Here is a 22087-nt window from a genome sequence, read left to right as displayed (position 1 = left end):
AAAGAATGCACAAGCTCAAGGCCGGTTTGGCCGCAATGGCGCTCGGCGTTTCGATCAGTGCCGCACCGATGGCTGCTCAGGCAGCGGAATTTATCAACGTGCTGACCGGCGGCACATCGGGCGTTTATTATCCGCTCGGCGTCGCCATGTCGGAAATCTACGGCAAGAACATCGAAGGCGCGCGCACGCAGGTTCAGTCCACCAAGGCGTCGGTGGAAAACCTCAACCTGCTGCAGCAGGGCCGCGGCGAGATCGGCTTTGCGCTGGGCGACTCCGTGAAGCTGGCGGTTCAAGGCGACAAGGAAGCCGGGTTCCCGATGCCGCTGGACAAGATCCGTGGCATTGCCGCCATCTATCCGAACTACATCCAGATCGTCGCCAGCAAGGATTCCGGCATCACCAAGCTGGAAGACCTGAAAGGCAAGAGCCTGTCGCCCGGCGCGCCGGCTTCCGGCACCGAACTCAACGCCCGCGCGATTTTGGAAGCGGCCGGCATGAGCTACAAAGATCTGTCCAAGACGGAATATCTGCCATTCGCCGAATCCGTTGAGCTGATGAAGAACCGCCAGATCGATGCGACGCTGCAGTCGGCCGGCATCGGCGTGGCTTCCCTTCGCGACCTTGCGGCTTCCGTGCCCATCAACGTGGTGGCTGTGCCGAAGGAAGTGGTGGACAAGATCGGCGCTCCGTATCTGTCCGTGACGATCCCCGCAAACACCTATGAAGGCCAGACGGAAGACGTGCAGACCGCAGCCGTTGGCAACATTCTCGTGAGCCATTCCGGTGTGTCGGATGAGACGGCTTATCAGATGACCAAGCTTCTCTACGAGAATCTGCCGACCCTGATCGCCGCGCATTCGGCTGCCAAGATGATTGATCCGGCAAAGGCCATCGAGGGCATGCCGCTGCCGCTGCATCCCGGTGCCGAACGCTATTATCGCGAGATCGGCCTCATCAAGTAAGGCAAGGAAGCGCCGGCTTTTCCCGGCGCTTTCGCTTTTCGACAGCCAGATTGATCTGTCGTCACCACATGCGTTGCTGCTTGCTTCGCATGTCGGCGTCGCGATCTTATTCCACGGACCTGCCCCATGAACACGTCGTCGATGGATGCCGACCTGCAGAAACCCAATGCTGCGCTTTCCGACCAAAGCCCGACGGCGGCGGATGAGCATGTGGAGGGCTTGCCGCCGGGCTTCGGCGTCGGCTGGGGCGGTCGCATTGCATTTTCGATCGCGGTGGCGTTTTCGCTGTTCCAGCTTTGGACGGCGGCCTATGGCGCTCTGCCCTCGCAGGTGGTTCGCGCCATGCATGTGGGCTTCCTGCTGCTGCTCGGCTTCGGCCTTTTGGCGACGCTGAAGGCGAAGACCACCGTGGGTCGCGCCTGGTTCTGGTGCCTTGGCATCCTGGGCATGGGCACCGGTGTCTACAACTGGGTGTTCTACACCGACATCATCCAGCGATCCGGCTTCCTGACCCATGCCGATCTGGCAATCGGCGTGCTTCTGATGGTGCTGGTGTTTGAAGCCGCCCGCCGTCTGATGGGTCTGCCGCTGGCGGTGATCTCCGGCATTTTCCTCGCTTACTGCTTTTTCGGCCAGTACATGCCGGGCCCGCTCGTGCATCGCGGTTACGATGCCGAACTGATCATCGAGCATTTCGCATTCGGCACCGAGGGCATCTACGGCACTCCGATCTATGTTTCCGCCGCTTACATCTTCATCTTCGTGGTTTTCGCCGCCTTCCTCGAACGCGGCGGCATGATCGCGCTGTTCAACGATTTTGCGCTGGGTCTCGTCGGCGGCGCGCGTGGCGGGCCGGCGCAGGTCAGCGTCCTGTCCTCCGCCCTGATGGGCACGATTTCGGGTTCCGGCGTCGCCAATGTCGTGGCATCCGGCCAATTCACCATTCCCCTGATGAAGCGCTTCGGCTTTTCTCCGGCCTTTGCCGGCGGCGTGGAAGCCACGGCCTCCATGGGCGGGCAGCTGATGCCGCCGGTGATGGGCGCGGTGGCGTTCATCATGGCCGAAACCCTGAACGTGCCTTATGCCGACGTCGTGAAAGCCGCGCTCATTCCGGCCTTCCTGTATTTCGGCGTGTGCTTCTGGACGGTTTATCTCCAATCCTGCAAATCGGGTTTGAGCGGCCTGTCCAAGGCCGAACTGCCGAACCCCTGGAAGGCTGTGCGCGAACACTGGCCTTTGGTTCTGCCGCTTGCCGCCCTCGTTTGGCTCCTCTTTGCAGGCTACACGCCGATCTTCGCCGGCACGATGGGACTGGCGCTGGTGACGGTGCTGATCCTCGGCGCTCCCCTGGCTGCGCGCATCGGCCCCCTCGCCTTCCGGCTCGTGTTCTGGCTGGCGGTCGGCATCGCGGCGGCGAGCTTCCTGCGCTACGGCGTCAACCTTCTGCTTGCCGTGATCGTGCTTCTGGTGATCGGCTGTTTCTTCGTGAAAGGCGGCAAGGAAACCGTGTGGCTATGCCGCGACGCGCTGGCTGAAGGCGCCAAGAACGCACTGCCGGTGGGCATTGCCTGCGCAATCGTCGGCTTCGTGATCGGAACCCTGACGCTGACCGGCATTGCCTCGACCTTTATCGGCGCAGTGATCGGCATCGGCGAGAACAACCTGTTCCTGTCGCTGATCCTGACCATGATCACCTGCCTCGTGCTGGGCATGGGCATCCCGACCATCCCCAACTACATCATCACGTCATCGCTAGCCGGCCCAGCCTTGCTGGCGCTCGATGTGCCGCTGCTCGTGTCGCATATGTTCGTGTTCTATTTCGGCATTTTGGCCGATCTGACGCCCCCGGTGGCACTTGCCTGCTTTGCCGCGGCACCGATCGCCAAGGCCTCAGGTCTCAAGATCTCCATCCAGGCCGTGAAGCTTGCCATTGCCGGTTTTGTGGTTCCGTTCATGGCCGTTTATACTCCTGCGCTGATGCTGCAGGACGGCGGAGCGATCGCGGCTGCCTGGGGCTATCCGGTAGAAGTCGGTTATGTGCTCTTCAAGGCCGTGCTTGCGATCATGTTGTGGGGCGGCGCCTTCGTGGGCTGGATGTTCAGCCGTCTTACCTGGTGGGAGCGTGTTTGGGCCTTCGCGGCCGGCGCCAGCCTCGTGGCCGCGCTGCCGCTCACCGATGAAGTCGGCTTCGGATTGGCGGCGCTGTTCCTGATCTGGCACGTCTGGCGCACACGGCAGCAGCCCCAGAAAGCGGTCGCCGTATGAGCCTGTGTCTGGCGGTGGGCGGCAAGATCACGGCACTGGCCTTCACCGCCTTTACCCTGTCCTGGACGCATTCGGTGGAACGCGTGCGCTGGGAAGAAGACTGGCAGCTGACCGGAAACAAGCTTCAGCTGGTTGAAGCCCGCGTCAAGGGATCGGGCGCGGGCATGGAGCCGCCGGCCAATGCCGTTCTGCGCGATGGCTGGCTGCGCTGGAAACCAGAGCTGCCCGCACAAAAACAGCTCGTTCTCGCAGCCTCAGGTGCAACATCAGGCGGCTGGACTTTGTGCGGTGCCGACAAGACATGCTTCGAGATCGGCCGCGAGGCAGCCGAACCGACGCACCTCCAAAGCTGCGACCGCAAGCCCTGACCAGCGGGCACTCAGGATGACCATCTGGCCGATCGCCGGTTTTTAATGTGCCGCCGGCTCCCGCTTTTCGCCCGGCCATGTGCGCCGCGCCACGCGGCCAAGCGTCAGACCCTGCACCACGATGGTGAACAGCACCACGGCATAGGTTGCGGCCAGAACCGCCGCCTTGGCGGGATCGTCAGGGAGCGATAGGGCGAGAGCAACCGAGATGCCGCCCCGCACTCCCGCCCATGTCAGAAACGGAATGTTGCGCGCTGACAAGGCTCCGGTCCATCGAAACAGGATCACCGGCGTGGAAACGGCGATCAAGCGGGCCACCAGCACCAGCGGCACGGCAACGAGCGCAAGCGTCATCGTTGTCGGCTCGAAGCGCAGGATGATGACTTCCAGTCCAATCAAAAGGAACAGCACCGAATTCAGCACTTCGTCGATCAGCGTCCACAGCGCCGAAACATAGCTCTGGGTCCGGTCGCTCATGGCGCGGCGTGTGGCGAGATCGCCGATCACGATGCCGGAGGCAACCACGGCGAGCGGTCCGCTGAAACCGAGCCGCTGCGCAACGGCATAAGTACCCGCCACCAAAGCCAGCGTGATCAGGACCTCGACCGCGAAATCGTCGATCGCTCGCATGCCGCGATAAGCGATGTAGCCGGTCACCAAGCCGAGCACGATGCCGCCGCCGGCCTCAAAAGCCAGATGCTCAAACGCCGAAGCGACCGAGAAGCTGTCCTCGCCCATACCTGTCGCAAAGCCCAGTAGCAGGGTGAACAGGACCACGCCGACGCCATCGTTGAACAGCGCTTCACCCTGCATCTCGATCTGGACGTGGTCGGGCACATCGACATTCTTGAGGACATTGAGAACGGCAACCGGATCGGTCGGGCTGATGAGAGCGCCGAACAGAAGCGCCCATACAAGGGGGATCGAGATGTCCATGAGCCCTGCGACCCACCAGAACGCCAGGCCAACGATCGCCGTGGAGATCAGCGTCCCGATCAGCGCCAGAAAGGCGATCTGCCAAGCGCGGCTGCGCAGAAGCCGAACATTGAGGTTGATTGCGCCGGCAAACAGCAGGAAAGCGAGCATGCCTTCCATGACCACCTGCGTGAAGTCGATCTGCCGCAGGGCGCGCGCGATCTCCTCGTAGAGCAGTTCTTCGGGAAACACGGCCTCGATGCCGACAAGTACAAGCGATGCCAATAGGCCCATCACAAGCAGGCCAGTGGCATGTGGCAGATGGATGAAGCGGTGGTTTATCCAGCCAAACAACGCCGACAGAACGAGCAACAGCGCAGAAATGTCCTGGATGGAGATCATGTAACCAGACTTTCGATGATCATCGCGTGATCCCCCTCACCCTTCGCCGGTGTCGGGAATGGCAAGAAGATGCCCGCAGGCCTTGCAATGAACGGCATCAGGCTCGTGCCGAAGCAGGGCGCAGCGCGGACAACGGAACGACACCTTGTACGGCCGAAACAACGCCTGCGCGAGACGAACGAACAACGAGATGCCGACGATCATCGTGACGATGGAGGTCAGCTTGCCGAGCGTTCCCGGCAGGGTGATGTCGCCGAAGCCGGTGGTGGTCACCGTGGCGACCGAGAAATACAGCGCATCGACCCACCCTTCCATGCCAGATCCGGGATGAGCGAAAACGGTGAAAACAAAGCCGGTGATCAGGAATAGACAGGTCACGAGATTGATCGCGGCGCGGCCGACATCCTCCCACTCGCCATAGCCACGCGTGCGTAGAGAGCGCCAGAACAGATCGTTCTGCGACAGCGTCCAAAGACGCAGGATGCGCAAAAAGCCGAGATTGACCAGCCAAAGCGGGGCCAGCAGCGTGGCCAGGACAATCAGGTCGACCCACACCACGGGGCGACGAAGCCAGTGCATCGGGTGCTGTGCAGCCAGAGCGCGCGCACCGAGGTCAAGGATCAGGAGCAGCGCAACGGCGTAATCGATCCAGAGAAACGCCTGCGTGTCCTGAAGTACCGGGCTAAAGATGAAGAAGGCAACAATTACTAGATCGACGCTGGCGATCGCCCACTGAAACCGGCTCGCGCGCTTGTCCGTGCCGACATAAAGGTTGCGAAGCTCGGTTCGCCACTTCGGCCGGTTGAGGTCGTCGCTTTGGCGATGATCGCGTTCTTCCTGCAAGATCGTAGCGACGCTCGGCTCATGCTGCGCAAGCGAGCTTTCGTCGCGCGCGAGGTCGCCTTTGTCGTCGTTATGAGAACTTGCTTCGATCATGAGGCTGCCTGCAGCTCCGAAATTGAATTGCGCGAATGACGCGCATGTTTCGTTCATTCCACGCGTTCGTGATCCCCTGTTGCAACAACATGGTGCAGCAAACCGCGTTGATCAGGGATGAAGTGGTCCGCACCTCCGATGCTGCTGGACCGATTTGGCTCACGTCTTCCAGAATGCCGGGGAAATCAGCACGAGAATCGTCAAGATCTCGAGGCGGCCGAGCAGCATGGTGAGCGCCAAGATGTATTTGGCCGCATCCGATAGACTGCTGAAATTGCCCGCGGGTCCAACGATGGTGCCGAGGCCTGGGCCCACATTGGTCAGGGCGGTCAGGGCGCTGGTAATCGCCGTCAGAAAATCGAGCCCCGTCAGCGACAGCAGCAGCGACGATGCCGCCCAGATGATGAAGAAGCAGGCCATGAACAACACGGCGGCCTGCTGCACGTCGTCTTCAACGCGCGCGCCGCCATAACGGAAGGGCCGCACAACGTTGGGGTAGATGAGGCGATGAAGACCGTTCACCAGCATCCGGTACAAGATCAGAAAGCGATAGGCCTTGATGCCGCCTGCCGTCGAACCCGCACATCCGCCAAGAAACGTCGCGCAGAAAATGCAGGCAACAGCGAATGGACCCCACAACGTGTAATCGACGGAGGCAAAGCCGGTGGTGGTGATGACCGACACGAAGTTGAACGCGGAGTGGCTGAGCGCGTAGCCGAAGGGCATTCCCGTTTCGATCCGAAGATCAACCGCAACAGCCACGATGAAGCAGACTGTATAACCCGCATAAACACGAATCTGGTCATCTTTCAGCGCACCAAGACGTCCCTGAAGGGCGAACAGGATCAGGACGGAAAACGGCAACCCGCCGATGAACATGAAGATGGTGCCCACCCACAAAAGCGGAAGATTGTTTCCGAACGCACCGAAGGACGCATCGTGGGTGGAAAAACCTCCGTTCGCCTTCGTCGTCATGGCATGGTTGGCAGCATCGAACGGCGTCATGCCGGCCAGTGCATAGGCGATTGCGCAGAACAGCGTCATCAAGACATAGATGACGATGAAGCCGGTGATGAAGGTCTGGAAGCGGGGAAAGGATTTCTCCGAAATGTCGGAGGATTCCAGCTTGAAGAAGCGGATGCCGGCAACCCTGAGATAAGGCAGCAGCAGAAGTCCCATGGCGATGACGCCGAGACCACCCATCCATTGCAGAAGAGAGCGCCACACGAGAATGCCATGCGGCATGCTGTCGAGCCCGACCATGACGGTGGAGCCGGTGGTGGTAATAGCCGACACAGATTCAAACAGCGCATCCGCCGGAGACATCGCGACTTCCGACAGCATGAACGGAAGCGCCCCGATCACGGCGAGAGTCATCCAGAGCAGGTTGATGAGAAGGATGCCGAAGCGGGGCGAGGCAATCGGCAACGCGTCGCTGGATGAAGCGAGCGCGATCAGAACGGCAACGGCGGTCGTGCCGACGGACGCAAAGGCGAAGGCGCGCCAGTCGGACGCCCCGCTGGCGATATCCGCTACGAGCGGTATGAGCATCGAGACCGCTAGCAGCCCCGCAAACTGCGCCGCCAGATGGCATGCGGGACGTAAAAGGCGGTTCGTGATCAACGGCTAGGCTCCCGTTCCTGGCCTCTCATAACAGCCGCCAAAGGCGACTGTCATCTGCTGCCGCGCGAACCTTCCCGTTCTTTCCCGTCAAATTATCCGAGGCGACCGCAGAAACATCAGTCGCCCTTTAACCCTTGGTTCGCCGCAGCGAACTGCGTGCCGTAGATATCGCGCAGAACGTTCTTCTGCACCTTGCCCATCGTGTTGCGTGGCAGGGCATCGGCCACGAAGATGGCCTTGGGCTGCTTGAAGCGCGCGATACGGTCTTTGATCGCCGAGCGCATTGCTTCCGTGTCGAGCTCGGCGCCTTTTTTTGCAACCACAACGCAGGCCACCGCTTCACCGAAATCAGGATGCGGCAGCCCGATCACGGCCGATTCCAGCACGCCCGGCTGTTCATCCATGATCAGCTCGATCTCCTTCGGATAAACATTGTAGCCGCCGGTGATGATGAGGTCCTTTTGACGGCCGACGATGCTGACATAGCCGTCTTCGTCGATCTGCCCGATATCGCCCGTGATGAAGAAGCCGTCGTCGCGTAGTTCTTCCCTGGTCTTTTCGGGCATCTGCCAGTAGCCGGCGAAGACATTGGCACCGCGCACCTCGATCATGCCCGCCTCGCCCTGCGGCAGGGTTTCTCCTGTCGTGGGATCGGTGATCTTGAGCTCGACCCCTGGCAAAGGAAACCCGACCGTGCCCGGGCGGCGATCGCCGTCATAGGGGTTGGACGTGTTCATGTTGGTTTCCGTCATGCCGTAGCGCTCAAGGATCTTGTGTCCCGTGCGCTCCTCGAACGCCTTGTGCGTTTCGGCCAGCAGCGGCGCCGAGCCGGATGTGAAAAGCCGCATGTGCTTCGTCAGCGCTTGATCGAAGCGCGCATCATCCAGCAACCTTGTGTAAAAGGTCGGCACGCCCATCATCGAGGTCGCGCGCGGCAGCGCCTCCAGCACGGTGTCGATCTGGAATGCGGGCAGGAAGATCATCGATCCACCGGCAAGCAACACGGTGTTGGACGCCACGAACAATCCGTGCGTGTGGAAGATCGGCAAGGCATGCAGAAGCACGTCTTCGTTGGTGAAGCGCCATTGCTCAACCAAGACGCGGGCATTCGACAGGAGATTGTCCTGTGTCAGCATTGCTCCCTTGGAGCGTCCAGTCGTGCCTGATGTGTAAAGAAACGCGGCCAGATCATCATCGCCGCGATCCACCGGGATGAAGCTGCCCGTCTGCTCGCTCGCCCGCTCAGTGAACGAACCTGTGCCATCCGCATCGAGCGTCAGGAACTGCGCCTTGGCGCGGTCGGCCACGGCTTGGAGCGCATCCGCATTGGCACTGTCGCCAAGCAGCAGGCTGGCGCCGGAATTATCCACGAAGTAGGCGACTTCATCGGCGGTATAGGCTGTGTTCAAGGGGAGAAACACGATCCCGGCAGCCACTGCGGCGCCGTAGATTGCCAATGCCTGCGGCGACTTGGCGGCCTGCATAGCCAAACGGTCGCCCGGCTTCAAACCAAGTGCCTGCAGCGTGGCGGCATAGCGCAGAATCAGGTGGTGGAAGGCACGACCGCTCATGGAGCTGCCATCAGACAGATGCAGCAGATCCGTGTCGCGGTTTGCAAGCGGCTTGAAGAGAGCGTCGTAGAGTGGATTAGGCATTTGTCTTCTTTCCCTTTGCCGCGGATGCGCTGCGTGCCAAGGCCTTGATATCGCGCGAGCTTGCCACCGTGCGGCCCATCAAGAACTCTTCGTGGTTCTGTTCCACCGTACGCAGATCATAAAGATAGTTCACCATCGCGCCGCAGGACTGGCGCATGCCATTGGGCGAACTGTCGGCCATTGCGTGCACCTCATGCACTAGAGCGCCGTTGCCGAGGTGAAACCGCGCCACGGCATCCAGCGGCAGGCCGTCGTCACGTTTCTGGTCCACGAGGTAATGCGCCGCCAGTTGACGAAGCTCGATGCGAAGGGGTTCTAGCTTTTCGGGCTTGTCGCGCGAAGCCGCAAGCACACGCGCGGCGAGCTCGTCCCCATCCTGGCTGCGCTGTTCCATCCAGCGCGCCAGCCCTGGAATGGGTGACAGCGTCACGAAGTTCTTGAGGTGGGGCAGTTCGGAGCTGAGTTCCTCGACCACCTGCTTGATCAGCGAGTTGCCGAAGGAGATGCCGCGCAGGCCCTCCTGGCAATTCGAGATCGAGTAGAACACAGCTGTGTCGGCTTTGTTGGGATCGAGATGCGGACGCGTTTCGGCCAAAAGCGACTGGATTGAGCCTGGAATGCCGTTCACCAGCGCGACTTCCACGAAGATCAACGGCTCGTCAGGCATGGCCGGATGGAAGAAGGCGAAGCAGCGCCTGTCAGGCGGCAGCAACCGGCGTCGTAGCTCGTCCCAGCTGTTGATGGCGTGAACCGCTTCGTATTCGATGATCTTTTCGAGAATATTGGCCGGCGTGCGCCAATCAATGTGCCGCAACACAAGGAAGCCGCGGTTGAACCACGACTTGAACAGATGCACGAAGTCGAGATCCGCACGGGCAAATTGCGGATGGGCTTTCATCAGATTGAGCAGGTCGAGCCGCATTCTGACCAGACGCCCGGTTGCGCCAGGCGCCTGATTGAGGCGGCGAAGAAGCTCCTGCCGGCGGGGTTCGGCCACGCGGTAGAGCGCTTCGAGGCGCTGTCCGTCGGGATGATCGGCATAGGCCTTGGCCGCGCTTTGAACGGCCTGCGCATCCACATCGAGTTTCTCGGTGAGATACTGGAAGAAATCCGCCTGCTCGCTCGGATCCATCTGTTCGTAGCGCGCCAGGATCGTGCTGGCCGTCCGGATGCCCGAGATTTCGCCGCGTCCGGTAAACAGCGCTTCGCACATCTCAGTGGTCGGCTTACCGGCCGTCGACGTGTCCATCCACGGCGTGCGCTCGAGCAAAGTGTTAATGAAGTCGGCAAAAAAGCTCGACGACTTCACGCTTCCAGCCTTGGTGGTCGGAGCTCCGTTCATATCGCCGGTCCCATGATCAGGTCGGGCAGCCAGGTTGCGATCTGGGGCACGAAGCAAAGGATGAGGATTGCTGCAAACATGCACAGCACATAGGGCATCGATCCGCGTAGGATGGTTTTCAGCGAAATATCCGGCGCGATGGAGTTGATGACGTAGAGGTTGAGCCCCACCGGCGGCGTGATCAGGCCGACTTCCAGGTTGATCGTCAGGATCACGGCGAACCAGTACGGATCGAACTGCGCCGCCGTCAGGATCGGCAGAAGAATGGGCGCGGTCATCAGGATCACCGCGACGGGCGGCAGGAAGAAGCCGGCCACGAGCAGGAACACATTGATGATGGCCATCAAGACCCAGCGGTTCACCTCGAGCTGGGAGATCCATTCGGCAATGGATTGCGTGATGAACAGTGACGACATCATGTAGGCGAACACGCCGGCGGCAGCCATGATGAAGAGGATCATCACGGATTCGCGGGTGGAATCCCGCAGGATCGCCCACAGGTCCTTTGCCCGCCACATGCGGTAGATCGCAATGGCCATGACGAGGCACAAAAGCGCGCCCACCGCCGCCGTTTCCGAGGGCGTCGCGACCCCGCCATACATTGCATAAAGCACGCCGAGAATGACGATCAGGAACGGTATGACGCGCGGCAGAACTTCGAGCCGTTCACGCAGGGAATACCGGCGCGGCGACAGGAGATGCATCGCACCAGAGCGCCAGGTGCTGTAGATCGACCACAGCATGAACAAGGCAACCAGCAGGAAGCCTGGAACGACGCCGGCCAGGAACAGGCGGCCGATCGAGGTTTCGGTCGCGATCCCGTACACGATCATCGTCACCGACGGCGGGATCAAGATCCCAAGCGTTCCGCCGGCTGCAATCGACCCGGCGGCCACTTCATCCGAATAACCGCGCTTGCGCATTTCCGGAATGCCCATCTTGCCGATTGCCGCGCAAGTCGCGGGGCTCGAGCCGGACATGGCCGAGAACAAGGCGCATGCACCGAGATTGGACACCACCAACCCGCCGGGCACGCGCGTCATCCAGCGTTCGATGGCTTCAAACAGATCCGCGCCGGCGCGAGTCGACGCGATGGATGCACCCATGATGATGAACATGGGGATCGACAGAACGGTGAAGCTGTTCAGATCGGCGAAATAGACTTCCGGCAGCATCTGAAGGGAGCGCGTGCCGTCGAACACCAGAAGAAAGAAGGCCGCGACGATCAGAAGACCAACGGCGACCGACGCGCCGGAAAACAGGATCAGGATGGTCAGAAACGCAACCAGCAGGCCGAGTGTCAACGGATCCATTACTCGCGCCCTTTTCCGAATGGCTCATCGATGCGCAGGTAAAGCGCGGCTATGTCTGCCAACAGTTGCAGAAGATAGAGCGCAAAGCCGACGGGCACCGCGAGCCACGGGATCCACAAGCGCACACCCCATACGGTGCTCGACTTCCAGTTGCGATCAAAGGTCTCGAACCAGGTATGTCCGGCATACCAGGCGATCACGCCAACCACGATCACGGTGAGGATCAGCACGAGGTAAGCCAGGATCCGCCGGACCCGATAGGGCAGCATCAGCGGAACGAGATCCACATTCACGTGGCCGCGCAGCTTTTGCACGTAAGCCAGCCCGATCGTGGTGGCCGCGATCATCATGTAGATCACGGCTTCGGTCTGCCAGATCGTGGATTGGCCGAGAACAAAGCGCACGAAGATCATGTGGCATGTCACGAAGATGGAAGCGATGATCAGCCCGGCGGCGATCCAGCCGCAAAGCGTGGACACCGCTCCGATCAGGCGCAACACGCGTGGCTGATGAACCGTGCCGACGGTTTCGCGTTCGCTGAAAGACAATTCAGCCATGAATGAGATCCTGAAGGGGATTGAAGGCCTGGTGCGCTGAGGGCGCCCCCAGCCGGGTTGAACCGCGAGGAGCGAACCGCCGCTTCAAGAAGCGACGGCTGCCGTTTCTCGCCTGCTTCACTTCACCTCGAAGGCGAGGTCGAGCAGCTTCTGGCCATCCGGAACTTCTTCCACGAAGGCCTTGTAGGACGTGTCTTTGGCAAGCGCGCGCCAGGTGTCGAAATCCTCCGGCGTCATCTTGGCGATTTCCACGCCTGCCTTTTCGAACACTTCCCTCGAAGCAGCATCTTCCTTCTTGGCTTCCTCGAGATAGAAGGCCTGCGCCTTTTCCGAAGCGGTGCGGAGCGCCTGCTGCTGCTCCGGCGTCAGGTCATCGAAGGTCGATTTGTTGATGAGCATCGGCTGGTACATGAACCAAAGCGCGACATCGCCGGCGGGTGTGTAGCATTTGACCTGCTCGTAAAGCCGGTAAGACACGAAGGATGAGGATGAGGTGTTCATCGCATCCAGAATGCCCTGCTGCATGCCGCTATAGGCTTCCGAAGACGGCATGGACGAGATCGAGGCCCCTGCCCCTTCCAGCATCTGCTCGAAGGCCTTGCCGGCCGCGCGCACGGTCATGCCCTTCACATCCTCGGGCTTGGTGATGCACTTGCCCTTCGAAGCAAAGCCGCCGGCGAGGTAGCCGTGCACGAGAACCATGACATCATCTTCGGCCATGATGTCTTCCAGCGCCTTCATGAAGGGGCTGTTGTTCATGCGTGCGGCGTGGTCGTGATCCTTGATCAGGCCCGGCATCAAGGTGAGGTTGTATTCCGGACGCTGTCCACCGGCGTAAGACAGCGGCAGAACCGTCATGTCCAGCTGCCCGCGCGACAAGGGCTGATACTGCTCGTTGGCCTTGAACAGCGAGGACGATGGAAAGATGCGGATCGACAGGTCGACATCGGCTGCGGCGACATCGTCGGCAACCATCTGCGCGACCTTGTGGCGAACGTCGTTGGGCGCAAACTGATGCGACAAGCGCAACTCGGTCGCTTGCGCCGTGAAGGCGGCAAACGAGAAAACAGCGGTGGCAAGAAGATGCTTCAACATAGGTGTTCCTCCCAGAACCATTGGTGGAGCGGCGCTGCCCCAGGCGGTGAAGCCTCCCAACTCCACCGCACAGCGAACCTGAACAGTCTTGTATTTTAAGTCAAGCCGCTTGTATGCAAGAATGCAGTAGCGTCGTGTTTGGACTTTGGAAGCAGCCATGGTGAGCCGCTCAGATCTGGTTCGTGAGAAGCTGGAACAGATGATCGTCGAAGGATCGTTCGCTCAAGGCGAGCGGCTCGACGAGATCAAGCTGTCCCAGCATTTCGACGTGTCACGCACACCACTTCGCGAAGCCTTCCAGGCGCTGGCGGCGTCCGGTCTGCTGGTCCTCGAACCACGGCGGGGCGCCTTTGTGCGCTATCCCGCTTTGGAAGAAGTGTTCGAGATGTTCGAGGTCATGGCCGAGCTGGAAGCCTTTTGTTGCCGGCTCGCAGCCGGACGCGTGACGCAGCCCCTTCTGGCCGATCTCGACAAGACCATGGTTGACTGCAAGCAGGCGGTGGATAGCGGCGATGTCAGCCACTATTACCGCGCCAACGAGCGATTCCACGCCCTGATCTACCAGGCCTCGGGCAACCGCTTCCTCGAAGGCGAAGCAACGCGGCTTCATCGGCGGTTGAAACCATTCCGGCGGCTGCAACTGAACAATCGCGGACGTCTGGCGCATTCTTTTGCCGAACATGGCCGCATCATCGATGCGCTAGCCAAGGGCGACGCGCAGGCTGCTGCAATCGAAATGCGCGCCCATATCGCCATTCAAGGCGGCAAGTTCAACGACCTGATCGTCAGCTATCGCCAGGCAGCCCGTAAGGTGACTGGAGAAGATGGTGTTTCAACAAGGGCGCAGACTGCGTTGGGTTTGTAGGAGACTTTGCGCCTGTCAGCTCAGATCGCGGCTCGCCAGCTTGCGATACCAACGGGTCAAAAGAAACGGCGTCAGATACATCGGGATTTGAAAGCAGCCGATGAACAGGAGCAGATCATTCGCCGTTGCGGCGGGTAGCACGCTCAGGAACAGGCCGATATTGCGGTTACCGGCCACAATGCCGATGGCCGGCGCGCTCGTCGGATCGCGGCGTGCGGTGATCGTTGCGGCAAGGATCTGCAGCGGAAAGTTCAACGCGAACGCTGCGCCAAGCGCCTTCGCAAAGCTTGGCCAGTCTCCGAGCAAGGCAGGTCCAACGGCAGACATCAGGCCAACCACCACCAGGGAAAGCAGCACGGCGGCAAGGCCGTCCATGACCTGAAACGCGCTCGTGCTTGCCTTGACAATCCGCCTTTGTCGCAAAGCAAGCGCGACGCCGCCCACCAGCAGGATCAACAGCAGCAGCCGCGTTGCAGCCAGGGTGACGGCAACAGGACTGCCGAAGGGCGGAACCATCAGGAAGACGGGAATCGCGGTCAACGGCAGCAAGGCTGTTCCGATCACCATCTGGCGCAGCGCCGGTGCGGGATCGCCACCCGCCATGATGGTGATGTTTGCGCTGCCGGTGATGGGCGATGCGGCCAAGGCCAGAACCACGCCGATCGCGAGCGGGTGCTGCAACACCCCGAGGCCTGCAAAGATCGCGATCGCCCCGAGCGGTAGGACAAGCTGCAGCAGCAAGGCGAGGCAAGCTGCGCGATGCAGCCCCTTCAAGCCACTGCGCACCCCCTCCGGCCCCAGTCGAAGCACGGCGAGAAACAGAAGCGCCAGGATCATCGGCGCGATGGCAGGGCGCAAGGCGGTTGCAAGCTCGGGCGAGGCAATGCCTGCGCCCAAGCCGCCGAGCAGCATCAGCCGCCCGTTGCGCGACAGCCACGCGAAAAGGCGCATGGTCAGACCGGTGCTAATTGCTCATCATCGTGTTCGGCAGCCACAAGGCGATTTGCGGAAAGAGCGTGAGGATGGTCGTTGCCAGCACCATGAGCAGGAAAAACGGCAGCGCGAACCAGGCGATCTCGAAGATGTTGCGGCCGGTGATCGACTGGATCACGAACAGGTTGAAGCCGACCGGCGGCGTGATCTGGCTCATCTCGACGGCAAGCACCAGGAAGATACCGAACCAGATGGGATCGATACCGGCAGCCAGCACCATGGGCAGGATCACCGATGTGGTGAGAACCACGATGGAAATGCCGTCCAGGAAGCAGCCAATGACGATGAAGAACACCATGAGCACGGCCAGAAGCGCATATTGCGAAAAGCCCTGCTCACCGATCCAGGCAGCCAGAATGCGGGGGATTCCGGTAAAACCCATGGCAACGGTCAGGAAGGATGCGCCGGCAAGAATGAAGGCGATCATGCAGCTGGTGATCGCAGCACCCGTCAAGGACGCGACGAAGCCCTGACGATCGAGCCCGCCGCTGATCCCCGCGATCGCCAAGGCGCCGGCGACGCCGATCACGGCGGCTTCCGTTGGTGACGCAAAGCCGGCATAGATCGATCCGATAACGGCCACGATCAGAAGCAGGGTCGGCGCAAGCAGGCGCAAGGCCGCGAAGCGCTCGCCCCATGTCGGCGCAGGTTCGGCCGGCGGCATGCGCTTCTTGTTGAGCGTGGCCCAGATAGCGATGTAGGAGCAGAACAGCACCGCCAGCAAAAGGCCGGGGCCGATGCCTGCCAGAAACAGGCGCGAAATGCTTTGTTCGGTTGCCGCGCCATAAACGATCATGATGATCGACGGCGGAATGAGAAAGCCGAACGTCCCTGACCCGGCCAGCGTGCCCATCGCCATGCTCGGATCATAGCCGCGCCGCTTGAGTTCGGGCAGCGACATGCGCCCCACCGTAGCGGTGGTCGCGGCGGAAGAGCCGGACACGCAGGCAAACAGCGCGCAACCGAAGACGTTGACGTGCAGCAGCCGGCCCGGCAGGCGGCGCGTGAAGGGCGCCAGCCCCGCAAACATGTCGGACGAGAGGCGCGAGCGGAAAAGAAGCTCGCCCATCCAGATGAACATGGGAAGCGCGGTCAAGTCCCAGCTGTTCATCGAGCCCCAGACACGGCGGGCAAACACCGATGCGACCGGCGCCGAGGTCGCGACTTCCATGGCAACGAGGCCAACTGCCAGCAGTGCGAAGCCAACCCAAAGGCCGGCCAGAAGCAGGCCGAACAAGACAACCACGAGAACAAGCGAAAGAAGGCCGATCTCCATGTCAGTGGCCTCCTTCCGTGGCTTCGCGGGTGCGCTCCACATGGCGGAAAGTCGGCTCATGACCTTTCAGGAGCGTGATCAACTCATCCAGGATGGCGACGGCAAAGATCACGACGCCGAGCGTCATCACGGCCTGCGGCAGCCAAAGGGGAATGGCGATGATGCCGTAGGACACCGAACCGCGTTGCAGCGATGCTGAGGCCTGAACGCCGAGAGCCCAAGCCGCAAATACGGTCAGCCCGAGCGCGACAACCAGCACCAGGGCGGTCAACGCCTTGTCGGCAGCTGGATTGAGAAAGCGAAGCACAAGCGTCACGCGCACATGCCCTGCCGCCCGCAGAGCCGCCGGCAGAGCCAGAAACGACGCGGCGACAAACAGAAAGCCGCCGATCTCGGCCAGCGACGGAATGATGAAGCCGAAGCGGGCCATGCCGAGAAGCTGGACGAACCAGTCCACGACGCGCGCCAGCACCTGGATGAACACGAGCACCGCGATCACAAGCATGGACATGCAGGCGCCAAACAAGGCTGCTCCGTACAGGGCATCAAGAGCCTTGCGCATGGTGAGATATTCCTGAGACCAAAGAAAAGGGTGGGCTTGTTCGGCCCACCCGTGCTGGTTTTAGCGGTTGCGGTAGGCTTCGATGATCGCCTTGCCCGTATCGCCGGCCTTTGCCTGCCATTCGGTGGTCATCGTCTCGCCGACCTCCTTGAGCTTGGCCGACAAAGCTTCACTCGGCTTGGAGATCTTCATGCCGCCCTTTTCAAGCTCGGCGATCTTTGCGGCGGTTTCTTCCTTCGACATTTCGAGCCCGCGCGTTTGTGCGGTAGCTGCAGCGTCGGTGAGCGCTTTGCGCTCCGCATCCGTCAGCGCTTCGAAGGCTTCGGTGTTCACCACCACGACGTTGCGCGGAAGCCAGGCCTGCACGTCGATGAAGTTCGATGTGAAGTCCCAGGCCTTTGCATTCGCGCCCGTGGATGGCGAGGTGATCATGGCTTCAACGCGCCCGGTGGAGAACGCGGTCGCCACGTCGGTTTCCTCGACCTGCGTCGGAATGGCGCCCAGCAACTGCGCAAGACGCTCGGAAGCGAGATTGTAGGCGCGGAAGTTCAGGCCTTCGAGCTGCTTGGGATCCGTGACTTCCTTGCGCAGATAAAGGCTCTGGCCGGGCCATGGCACGGAATAAAGCAGGGTCAGGCCTTGCGCAGCCAGCTTCTCGGAGATCGCATCCTTCGACACATCCCAAAGAGCGGTCGATTCCTCATAGGACGAGGCAAGGAAGGGGATCGAGTCGAGGCCGAAGACCGGATCTTCGTTCACAAGGCGCGACAGAAGGAACTCGCCGATCGGCACCAGACCATCGCGCACCGCATCGCGGATTTCCGCATGACCAAACAGGGAGTTGGCCGAATGCACGGTGATCACCAGATTGCCATCGGTCGCCGTTTTCACATCGTCGGCAAACTCACGGATGTTCTGCGTGTGGAAGATCCCGTCGCCATAAGGCGTCGGCATGTCCCACGCGGTTTGCGCGAAAGCCGAGGTGGTCACGCCCGCGGCGAGCAGCGCGCCGACGAAGCCCGAACGAACGAGATGCATCATGATATATCCCCAATCTGGTTCACGGGCCTGCTTGATGCGACCCAGCTTTTGAACCGTTCCCCAATGAATAGCGAAGGTTGCCGCGCCGCCCCGAGCCTTGTCAACGGCTGATCAAGCGTCATCCACTTGGGATGACTGCATCAGTGCCGCTCCGATCAGCTCCAGCGCTTCTGCAAAACAAAGAACACGCCGGCGCTCAGGATGAAGAGGCCGAGGATCGCGGTCTGCCAAGCGCTCGGAATGCCGATCAGGATCAGCACATTGCTGACCAGCGTGATCAGAACCACGCCAAGCAGCGTGCCGAGCACGGACCCTGAGCCGCCGGTGATCCGCGCGCCACCAAGGATCACGGCGGCAATCACCGACAGTTCGATGCCGGCAAGGTCGAAAGGGTTGGCGAGACGGTTGCTCGACACATGGATGATGCCGGCAACCCCCGCCAACATGCCGGCCCAAGCAAACACGAAAAGCTGCACGCTGGACACGCGGTAACCCAGGCGCTCGGCGATGTCAGGCCGGCCGCCGACAGCGTAAACGGCGCGCCCAATCAGGGTGAAGCGCAGCATGGCCCAGGTGGCGAGTGCAGCGACCGCCAGAACCAGCACAAACCCCGGCAGCTGCACGGTGAAGCCGTTTTCGGCCGTGCGCGACATCAGGCTCCACTGGCCGAAATGGTCCATAGCGGGCGGGATGTTCATGAAAAGCGCCGTGCCGATGAAGGTCAGAAGAAAGCCGCGATAGGCATATTGCGTGCCGATGGTGACGATCAGCGACGGTGCCTTCAGCGCATTGACGAGAACGCCGTTGATTGCGCCCAGCAGCGCGCCGCCAACCGCCGACATGATGAAGATCAGCACCATGCCGGTATCAGGCGCAAACAGCGTCACGGCCTTGGTGACGGCATACATCACGAGCGCGGCGATGGCCGAGAAGGAAACATCGAGACCGCCGGCTGCCAGCACCATGAGGACCCCGAGCGCAAACAAGCCACGCACAACCGAACCGCGCAGGATGTCGAACAGATTGGCCAACTGCCAGAAGGCCGGATTGAGCAGGCCGACGCCTATGCACAGGATCAGGATCAAGAGCGCCGCGAAGGCTTCTGGATAGCGGCGGAAGAAGCCTGCGATGCGTTTTGCAAACCCGGCGCGGCGGCCTTCGTCGTTGGCTGTAACAGACAGGCTCATGCTCTCGTCTCCGCCGCGTCGCTCGTGCGGGCCGCGGCACCCATCAGTTCGTAGAGTGCGGTTTCGCTCAGGCTTTCGGCGGTCTTCGTTGCCACGACCCGGCCCTTCTCCATCACGGCGACCCGGTCGCAGTTCTGCAGCAGTTCCGGCAGATCGTCGCTGATCAGGATCACCGCCATGCCCGTATCGGCAAGCCCCTGGATGATGCGGAAGATCGTGTCCTTGGAGCCCACATCCACACCGACGGTTGGACCATGCAGGATCAGGAGGCGCGGCTCGATCGCGAGCCATCGGCCGATCAGCACGCGCTGCTGGTTGCCACCTGACAAGGATTGCACCGGCGCCTTGATGTTGGGCGCGACCACCTTGAGGTCGCTCATCAGCTTGCCGGCAACGGACGCGCTCTTGTTGCGATCCACCAGGCCGAGCTTGTTGCGCAGCCGGTCGAGGATTGCCATGACGACATTGTCCTCGATCGGCTTTTCCAGAAACAGACCTTCGGTCAGACGGTCTTCCGGGACATAGCCGATGCCGGCCGCATTGGCGGACGCAGGATCGGAAAGCGAAAGGCGCTCGCCGCTCAGCCTTATCTCACCGCGATCTGCCGGCACAACGCCAGCCAGCGCCAGCGCCAGCTCGTTGCGGCCGGAATCCAGCAGGCCGGTAATGCCGAGGATCTCTCCTTTGGCGACCGAGAACGAGATGTTTGCGAAGTGTCCGGCGCGGCTGAGGTCTGCGACCTGCAAAAGCGTGTCGCCAAGCTTCGGGTTGTCGCGATAGCGGCCTTCTTCCAGTTCGCGACCGGTCATCCACTGGCCAAGCTCGCGCTTGCTGGCTTCCCCGATGTCGCATTCGCGCACCATCTCACCGTCGCGCATCACAAGGGCGCGGCCGCCGATCTCCTTGCACTCATCAAGCTTGTGCGTGACGAACAGGACGGACACGCCATCAGCATGAAGCGTGCGCACGACCGAGATCAGGTTCTCGACCTCGCGGCGCGTCAGCGAGGTGGTCGGCTCATCCATGATCACGAGGCCGGCCTTGCCGGCAATGGCGCGCGCAATCGCCACAAGCTGGCGCGTGGCGATCGGCAGGTCCTCGATGCGCTTGGTCAGGAAATGGTTGTCGTTGGGCAGACCGACCTTGGCGAGCGCGCTCTTGGCGGTTTCGCGCAAACGGCGGCCATGCAGCGGTCGAAACAAGCGGCCATTGCCTTCAACCAACTGCCGGGTCAGGCCGATATTCTCCTCGACCGAAAGGTTCGGAAGGAGCGACAGGTCCTGGTAAACGGTTTCGATGCCGGCCTGAAGCGCGCGGATCGGATCGAGTTCGGTTTGAACGGTCCCGTCGATCACAAGCTCGCCTTCGCTGGACGCTTGCGCGCCGGAAAGGATCTTGATCAGGGTCGATTTTCCGCAGCCGTTCTCGCCAAGGAGATGATAGGTCTGGCCGCGTTCAATGGAAAAGCTCACGCCGCGCAGCGCATGCACGCCGCCATAGCGCTTATGAAGGTTGCGCACTTCAAGAAAGGGCGTCGATCCGGCGCGCTGCTGACCTGGGGCCGCGGCGGGCGGGCTCTTGGCGTCGAGCTCCATGGTCTTGGTCCTGCGTAATGCTTGCAGCAGCGTTTGGTGGCGCTGCGATCAGGAAGGGAAAGGTCAGGACGACGTTGCGCCGCCCTGACCCCCGTTTGCTGTTGGTCAGCCGATCAGAACGGATAGTCCTTGTAGTTGTCCTTGGTGACGTCGACCCAAGCCTGGCCGCGCACGATCACGCCCTCGCCCGGACCTTTGGTGACGGCGACCTTGTTGTAGCCGGACACGCCGAGATCCATTCCGTCGGTGATTTCCTCACCCTTCAGAACCTTGTCGGCCAGGATGTTCATGACGTAACCGGCATCCTTGGGATCCCAGAAGGAGATGCTGTCGACGGCGCCGGATTCGAGATACGGACCGGTGTCCTTCGGCAGGCCGAGGCCGATCACACAGGTCTTGTCGGCGAGACCGGCTTCCTCGACCGCGCGGCCGATGCCAATGACGTCGATGGCCGAACCGCCCTGGAAGCCCTTGATGTCGGGATGAGCGCGCAGGATTTCCTTTGCGAGCGTGTAAGCGCGGTTGGCATCGTTGAAGGACTCGTTCTTCGGCGAAACGAGCTCCATTTCCGGATGCTTCTTTGCGTTCTCCGCACCGCCGTCAGCCCATTGCACATGGGTCAGGCTGCCGAGCGATCCCACGAAGGACGTCCACTTGCCCTTGCCGTCCATGCAGGTGGCGAGCTGTTCGTTGAAGTGGGCACCGAAGGCGGTGTTGTCGAAGGCTTCGAGGTCGACCAGCGTGTTCTGGAGGCTGTCGGCTTCATGGGTGATGACCTTGATGCCGCGACCCTGTGCGCGCCGCAACACGCCTTCCAGCGAAGATGGGTCCATCGGCACGATGGCGATGGCGCCAACGCCCTGGGCAATCAGGTCCTGCACAATGGCGGCCTGCTGGGCCGCATCGGCCTTTGCCGGACCGACCTGACGGGTCGTGACATCCTTATGGTCTTCGCCGAAGGCTTTGACGCCTTCTTCCATGCGGGTGAACCAGTTTTCGCCGGTCACCTTCACCACGGTCACGATGCTGTTGTTGCCTTCCTGGGCAAACAGCGGGGTGGCAAGCAGGGCGCACATGGCGGCGCTGCCAAGAAGAGTTGCTAGTTTACGCATGTTTGGGGTTCCTCCCTTGATCC

At 61.3% G+C, this 22087-nt stretch carries 19 protein-coding genes; 4 read left to right on the top strand and 15 right to left on the bottom strand.

The window, feature by feature from the left end:
• The first annotated feature begins 5 nt into the window (after positions 1-5).
• The 3 genes from JYU29_RS15100 to JYU29_RS15090 all read left to right on the top strand — a co-directional run bounded on the left by JYU29_RS15100 (position 6) and on the right by JYU29_RS15090 (position 3595).
• Positions 6-962: a TAXI family TRAP transporter solute-binding subunit gene (locus JYU29_RS15100; RefSeq protein ID WP_213985681.1), complete on the top strand. Its 957-nt coding sequence runs from the start codon at positions 6-8 to the stop codon at positions 960-962.
• Between the two features lie 141 nt (positions 963-1103).
• On the top strand, positions 1104-3227 hold the full coding sequence (locus JYU29_RS15095) for a TRAP transporter permease (RefSeq protein ID WP_213985855.1): 2124 nt from the start codon (positions 1104-1106) through the stop codon (positions 3225-3227).
• Entirely contained in the window at positions 3224-3595 is a 372-nt protein-coding gene (locus JYU29_RS15090; protein ID WP_213985680.1) for a DUF1850 domain-containing protein, read from the top strand. The genes JYU29_RS15095 and JYU29_RS15090 overlap by 4 nt, the downstream gene beginning before the upstream one ends.
• Before the next feature lie 42 nt (positions 3596-3637).
• On the opposite strand, the gene JYU29_RS15085 is transcribed toward JYU29_RS15090, so the two are convergent.
• The 8 genes from JYU29_RS15085 to dctP form a co-directional block, all read right to left on the bottom strand.
• Entirely contained in the window at positions 3638-4912 is a 1275-nt protein-coding gene (locus JYU29_RS15085) for a cation:proton antiporter (protein ID WP_213985679.1), read from the bottom strand.
• A 36-nt stretch (positions 4913-4948) separates the two neighbouring features.
• Positions 4949-5848, bottom strand: a complete 900-nt coding sequence (locus JYU29_RS15080) for a potassium channel family protein (protein ID WP_213985678.1) — start codon at positions 5846-5848, stop codon at positions 4949-4951.
• A gap of 159 nt (positions 5849-6007) precedes the next feature.
• Entirely contained in the window at positions 6008-7399 is a 1392-nt protein-coding gene (locus tag JYU29_RS15075; RefSeq protein WP_213985677.1) for a TrkH family potassium uptake protein, read from the bottom strand.
• A gap of 188 nt (positions 7400-7587) precedes the next feature.
• Entirely contained in the window at positions 7588-9126 is a 1539-nt protein-coding gene (locus JYU29_RS15070) for a malonate--CoA ligase (protein WP_213985676.1), read from the bottom strand.
• Positions 9119-10468, bottom strand: coding sequence for a malonyl-CoA decarboxylase (locus tag JYU29_RS15065; RefSeq protein WP_213985675.1), 1350 nt, complete (start codon positions 10466-10468; stop codon positions 9119-9121). The genes JYU29_RS15070 and JYU29_RS15065 overlap by 8 nt, the downstream gene beginning before the upstream one ends.
• Entirely contained in the window at positions 10465-11781 is a 1317-nt protein-coding gene (locus JYU29_RS15060; protein WP_213985674.1) for a TRAP transporter large permease, read from the bottom strand. The genes JYU29_RS15065 and JYU29_RS15060 overlap by 4 nt, the downstream gene beginning before the upstream one ends.
• Positions 11781-12338 (bottom strand): TRAP transporter small permease subunit, encoded by a 558-nt coding sequence (locus tag JYU29_RS15055; protein WP_213985673.1) that lies wholly within the window; start codon positions 12336-12338, stop codon positions 11781-11783. Before JYU29_RS15055 ends, JYU29_RS15060 begins: the two co-directional genes overlap by 1 nt.
• Positions 12339-12455: 117 nt before the next feature.
• Entirely contained in the window at positions 12456-13433 is a 978-nt protein-coding gene (gene dctP / locus JYU29_RS15050) for a TRAP transporter substrate-binding protein DctP (RefSeq protein ID WP_213985672.1), read from the bottom strand.
• Between the two features lie 157 nt (positions 13434-13590).
• Here dctP and JYU29_RS15045 point away from each other — a divergent pair, with 157 nt between their 5' ends.
• Complete coding sequence (locus tag JYU29_RS15045) at positions 13591-14298, top strand: GntR family transcriptional regulator (protein ID WP_213985671.1); 708 nt, start codon at positions 13591-13593, stop codon at positions 14296-14298.
• 15 nt (positions 14299-14313) lie between these two features.
• On the opposite strand, the gene JYU29_RS15040 is transcribed toward JYU29_RS15045, so the two are convergent.
• The 7 genes from JYU29_RS15040 to JYU29_RS15010 all read right to left on the bottom strand — a co-directional run bounded on the left by JYU29_RS15040 (position 14314) and on the right by JYU29_RS15010 (position 22064).
• On the bottom strand, positions 14314-15249 hold the full coding sequence (locus JYU29_RS15040) for a hypothetical protein (RefSeq protein ID WP_213985670.1): 936 nt from the start codon (positions 15247-15249) through the stop codon (positions 14314-14316).
• 13 nt (positions 15250-15262) lie between these two features.
• Positions 15263-16567 carry a TRAP transporter large permease gene (locus tag JYU29_RS15035; RefSeq protein ID WP_213985669.1) on the bottom strand — a complete coding sequence of 435 codons (1305 nt, stop codon included), beginning with the start codon at positions 16565-16567 and terminating at the stop codon, positions 15263-15265.
• A gap of 1 nt (position 16568) precedes the next feature.
• Entirely contained in the window at positions 16569-17129 is a 561-nt protein-coding gene (locus JYU29_RS15030; RefSeq protein WP_213985668.1) for a TRAP transporter small permease, read from the bottom strand.
• Positions 17130-17189: 60 nt separating this feature from the next.
• The gene (locus JYU29_RS15025; RefSeq protein WP_213985667.1) at positions 17190-18170 is read right to left on the bottom strand and encodes a TRAP transporter substrate-binding protein; all 981 of its coding nucleotides are present in this window, start codon (positions 18168-18170) and stop codon (positions 17190-17192) included.
• Between the two features lie 155 nt (positions 18171-18325).
• Complete coding sequence (locus JYU29_RS15020) at positions 18326-19357, bottom strand: ABC transporter permease (protein ID WP_213985666.1); 1032 nt, start codon at positions 19355-19357, stop codon at positions 18326-18328.
• Positions 19354-20952: a sugar ABC transporter ATP-binding protein gene (locus JYU29_RS15015; RefSeq protein ID WP_213985665.1), complete on the bottom strand. Its 1599-nt coding sequence runs from the start codon at positions 20950-20952 to the stop codon at positions 19354-19356. The genes JYU29_RS15020 and JYU29_RS15015 overlap by 4 nt, the downstream gene beginning before the upstream one ends.
• 113 nt (positions 20953-21065) lie before the next feature.
• Positions 21066-22064 carry a substrate-binding domain-containing protein gene (locus JYU29_RS15010; RefSeq protein WP_213985664.1) on the bottom strand — a complete coding sequence of 333 codons (999 nt, stop codon included), beginning with the start codon at positions 22062-22064 and terminating at the stop codon, positions 21066-21068.
• Positions 22065-22087: the final 23 nt, after the last annotated feature.

Source organism: Tianweitania aestuarii (genome assembly GCF_018457165.1).
GTDB classification, from domain to species: domain Bacteria; phylum Pseudomonadota; class Alphaproteobacteria; order Rhizobiales; family Rhizobiaceae; genus Tianweitania; species Tianweitania aestuarii.
The sequence above is the reverse complement of the archived record's forward strand: the minus strand, read 5'-3'. Positions and strand labels throughout refer to the sequence as shown.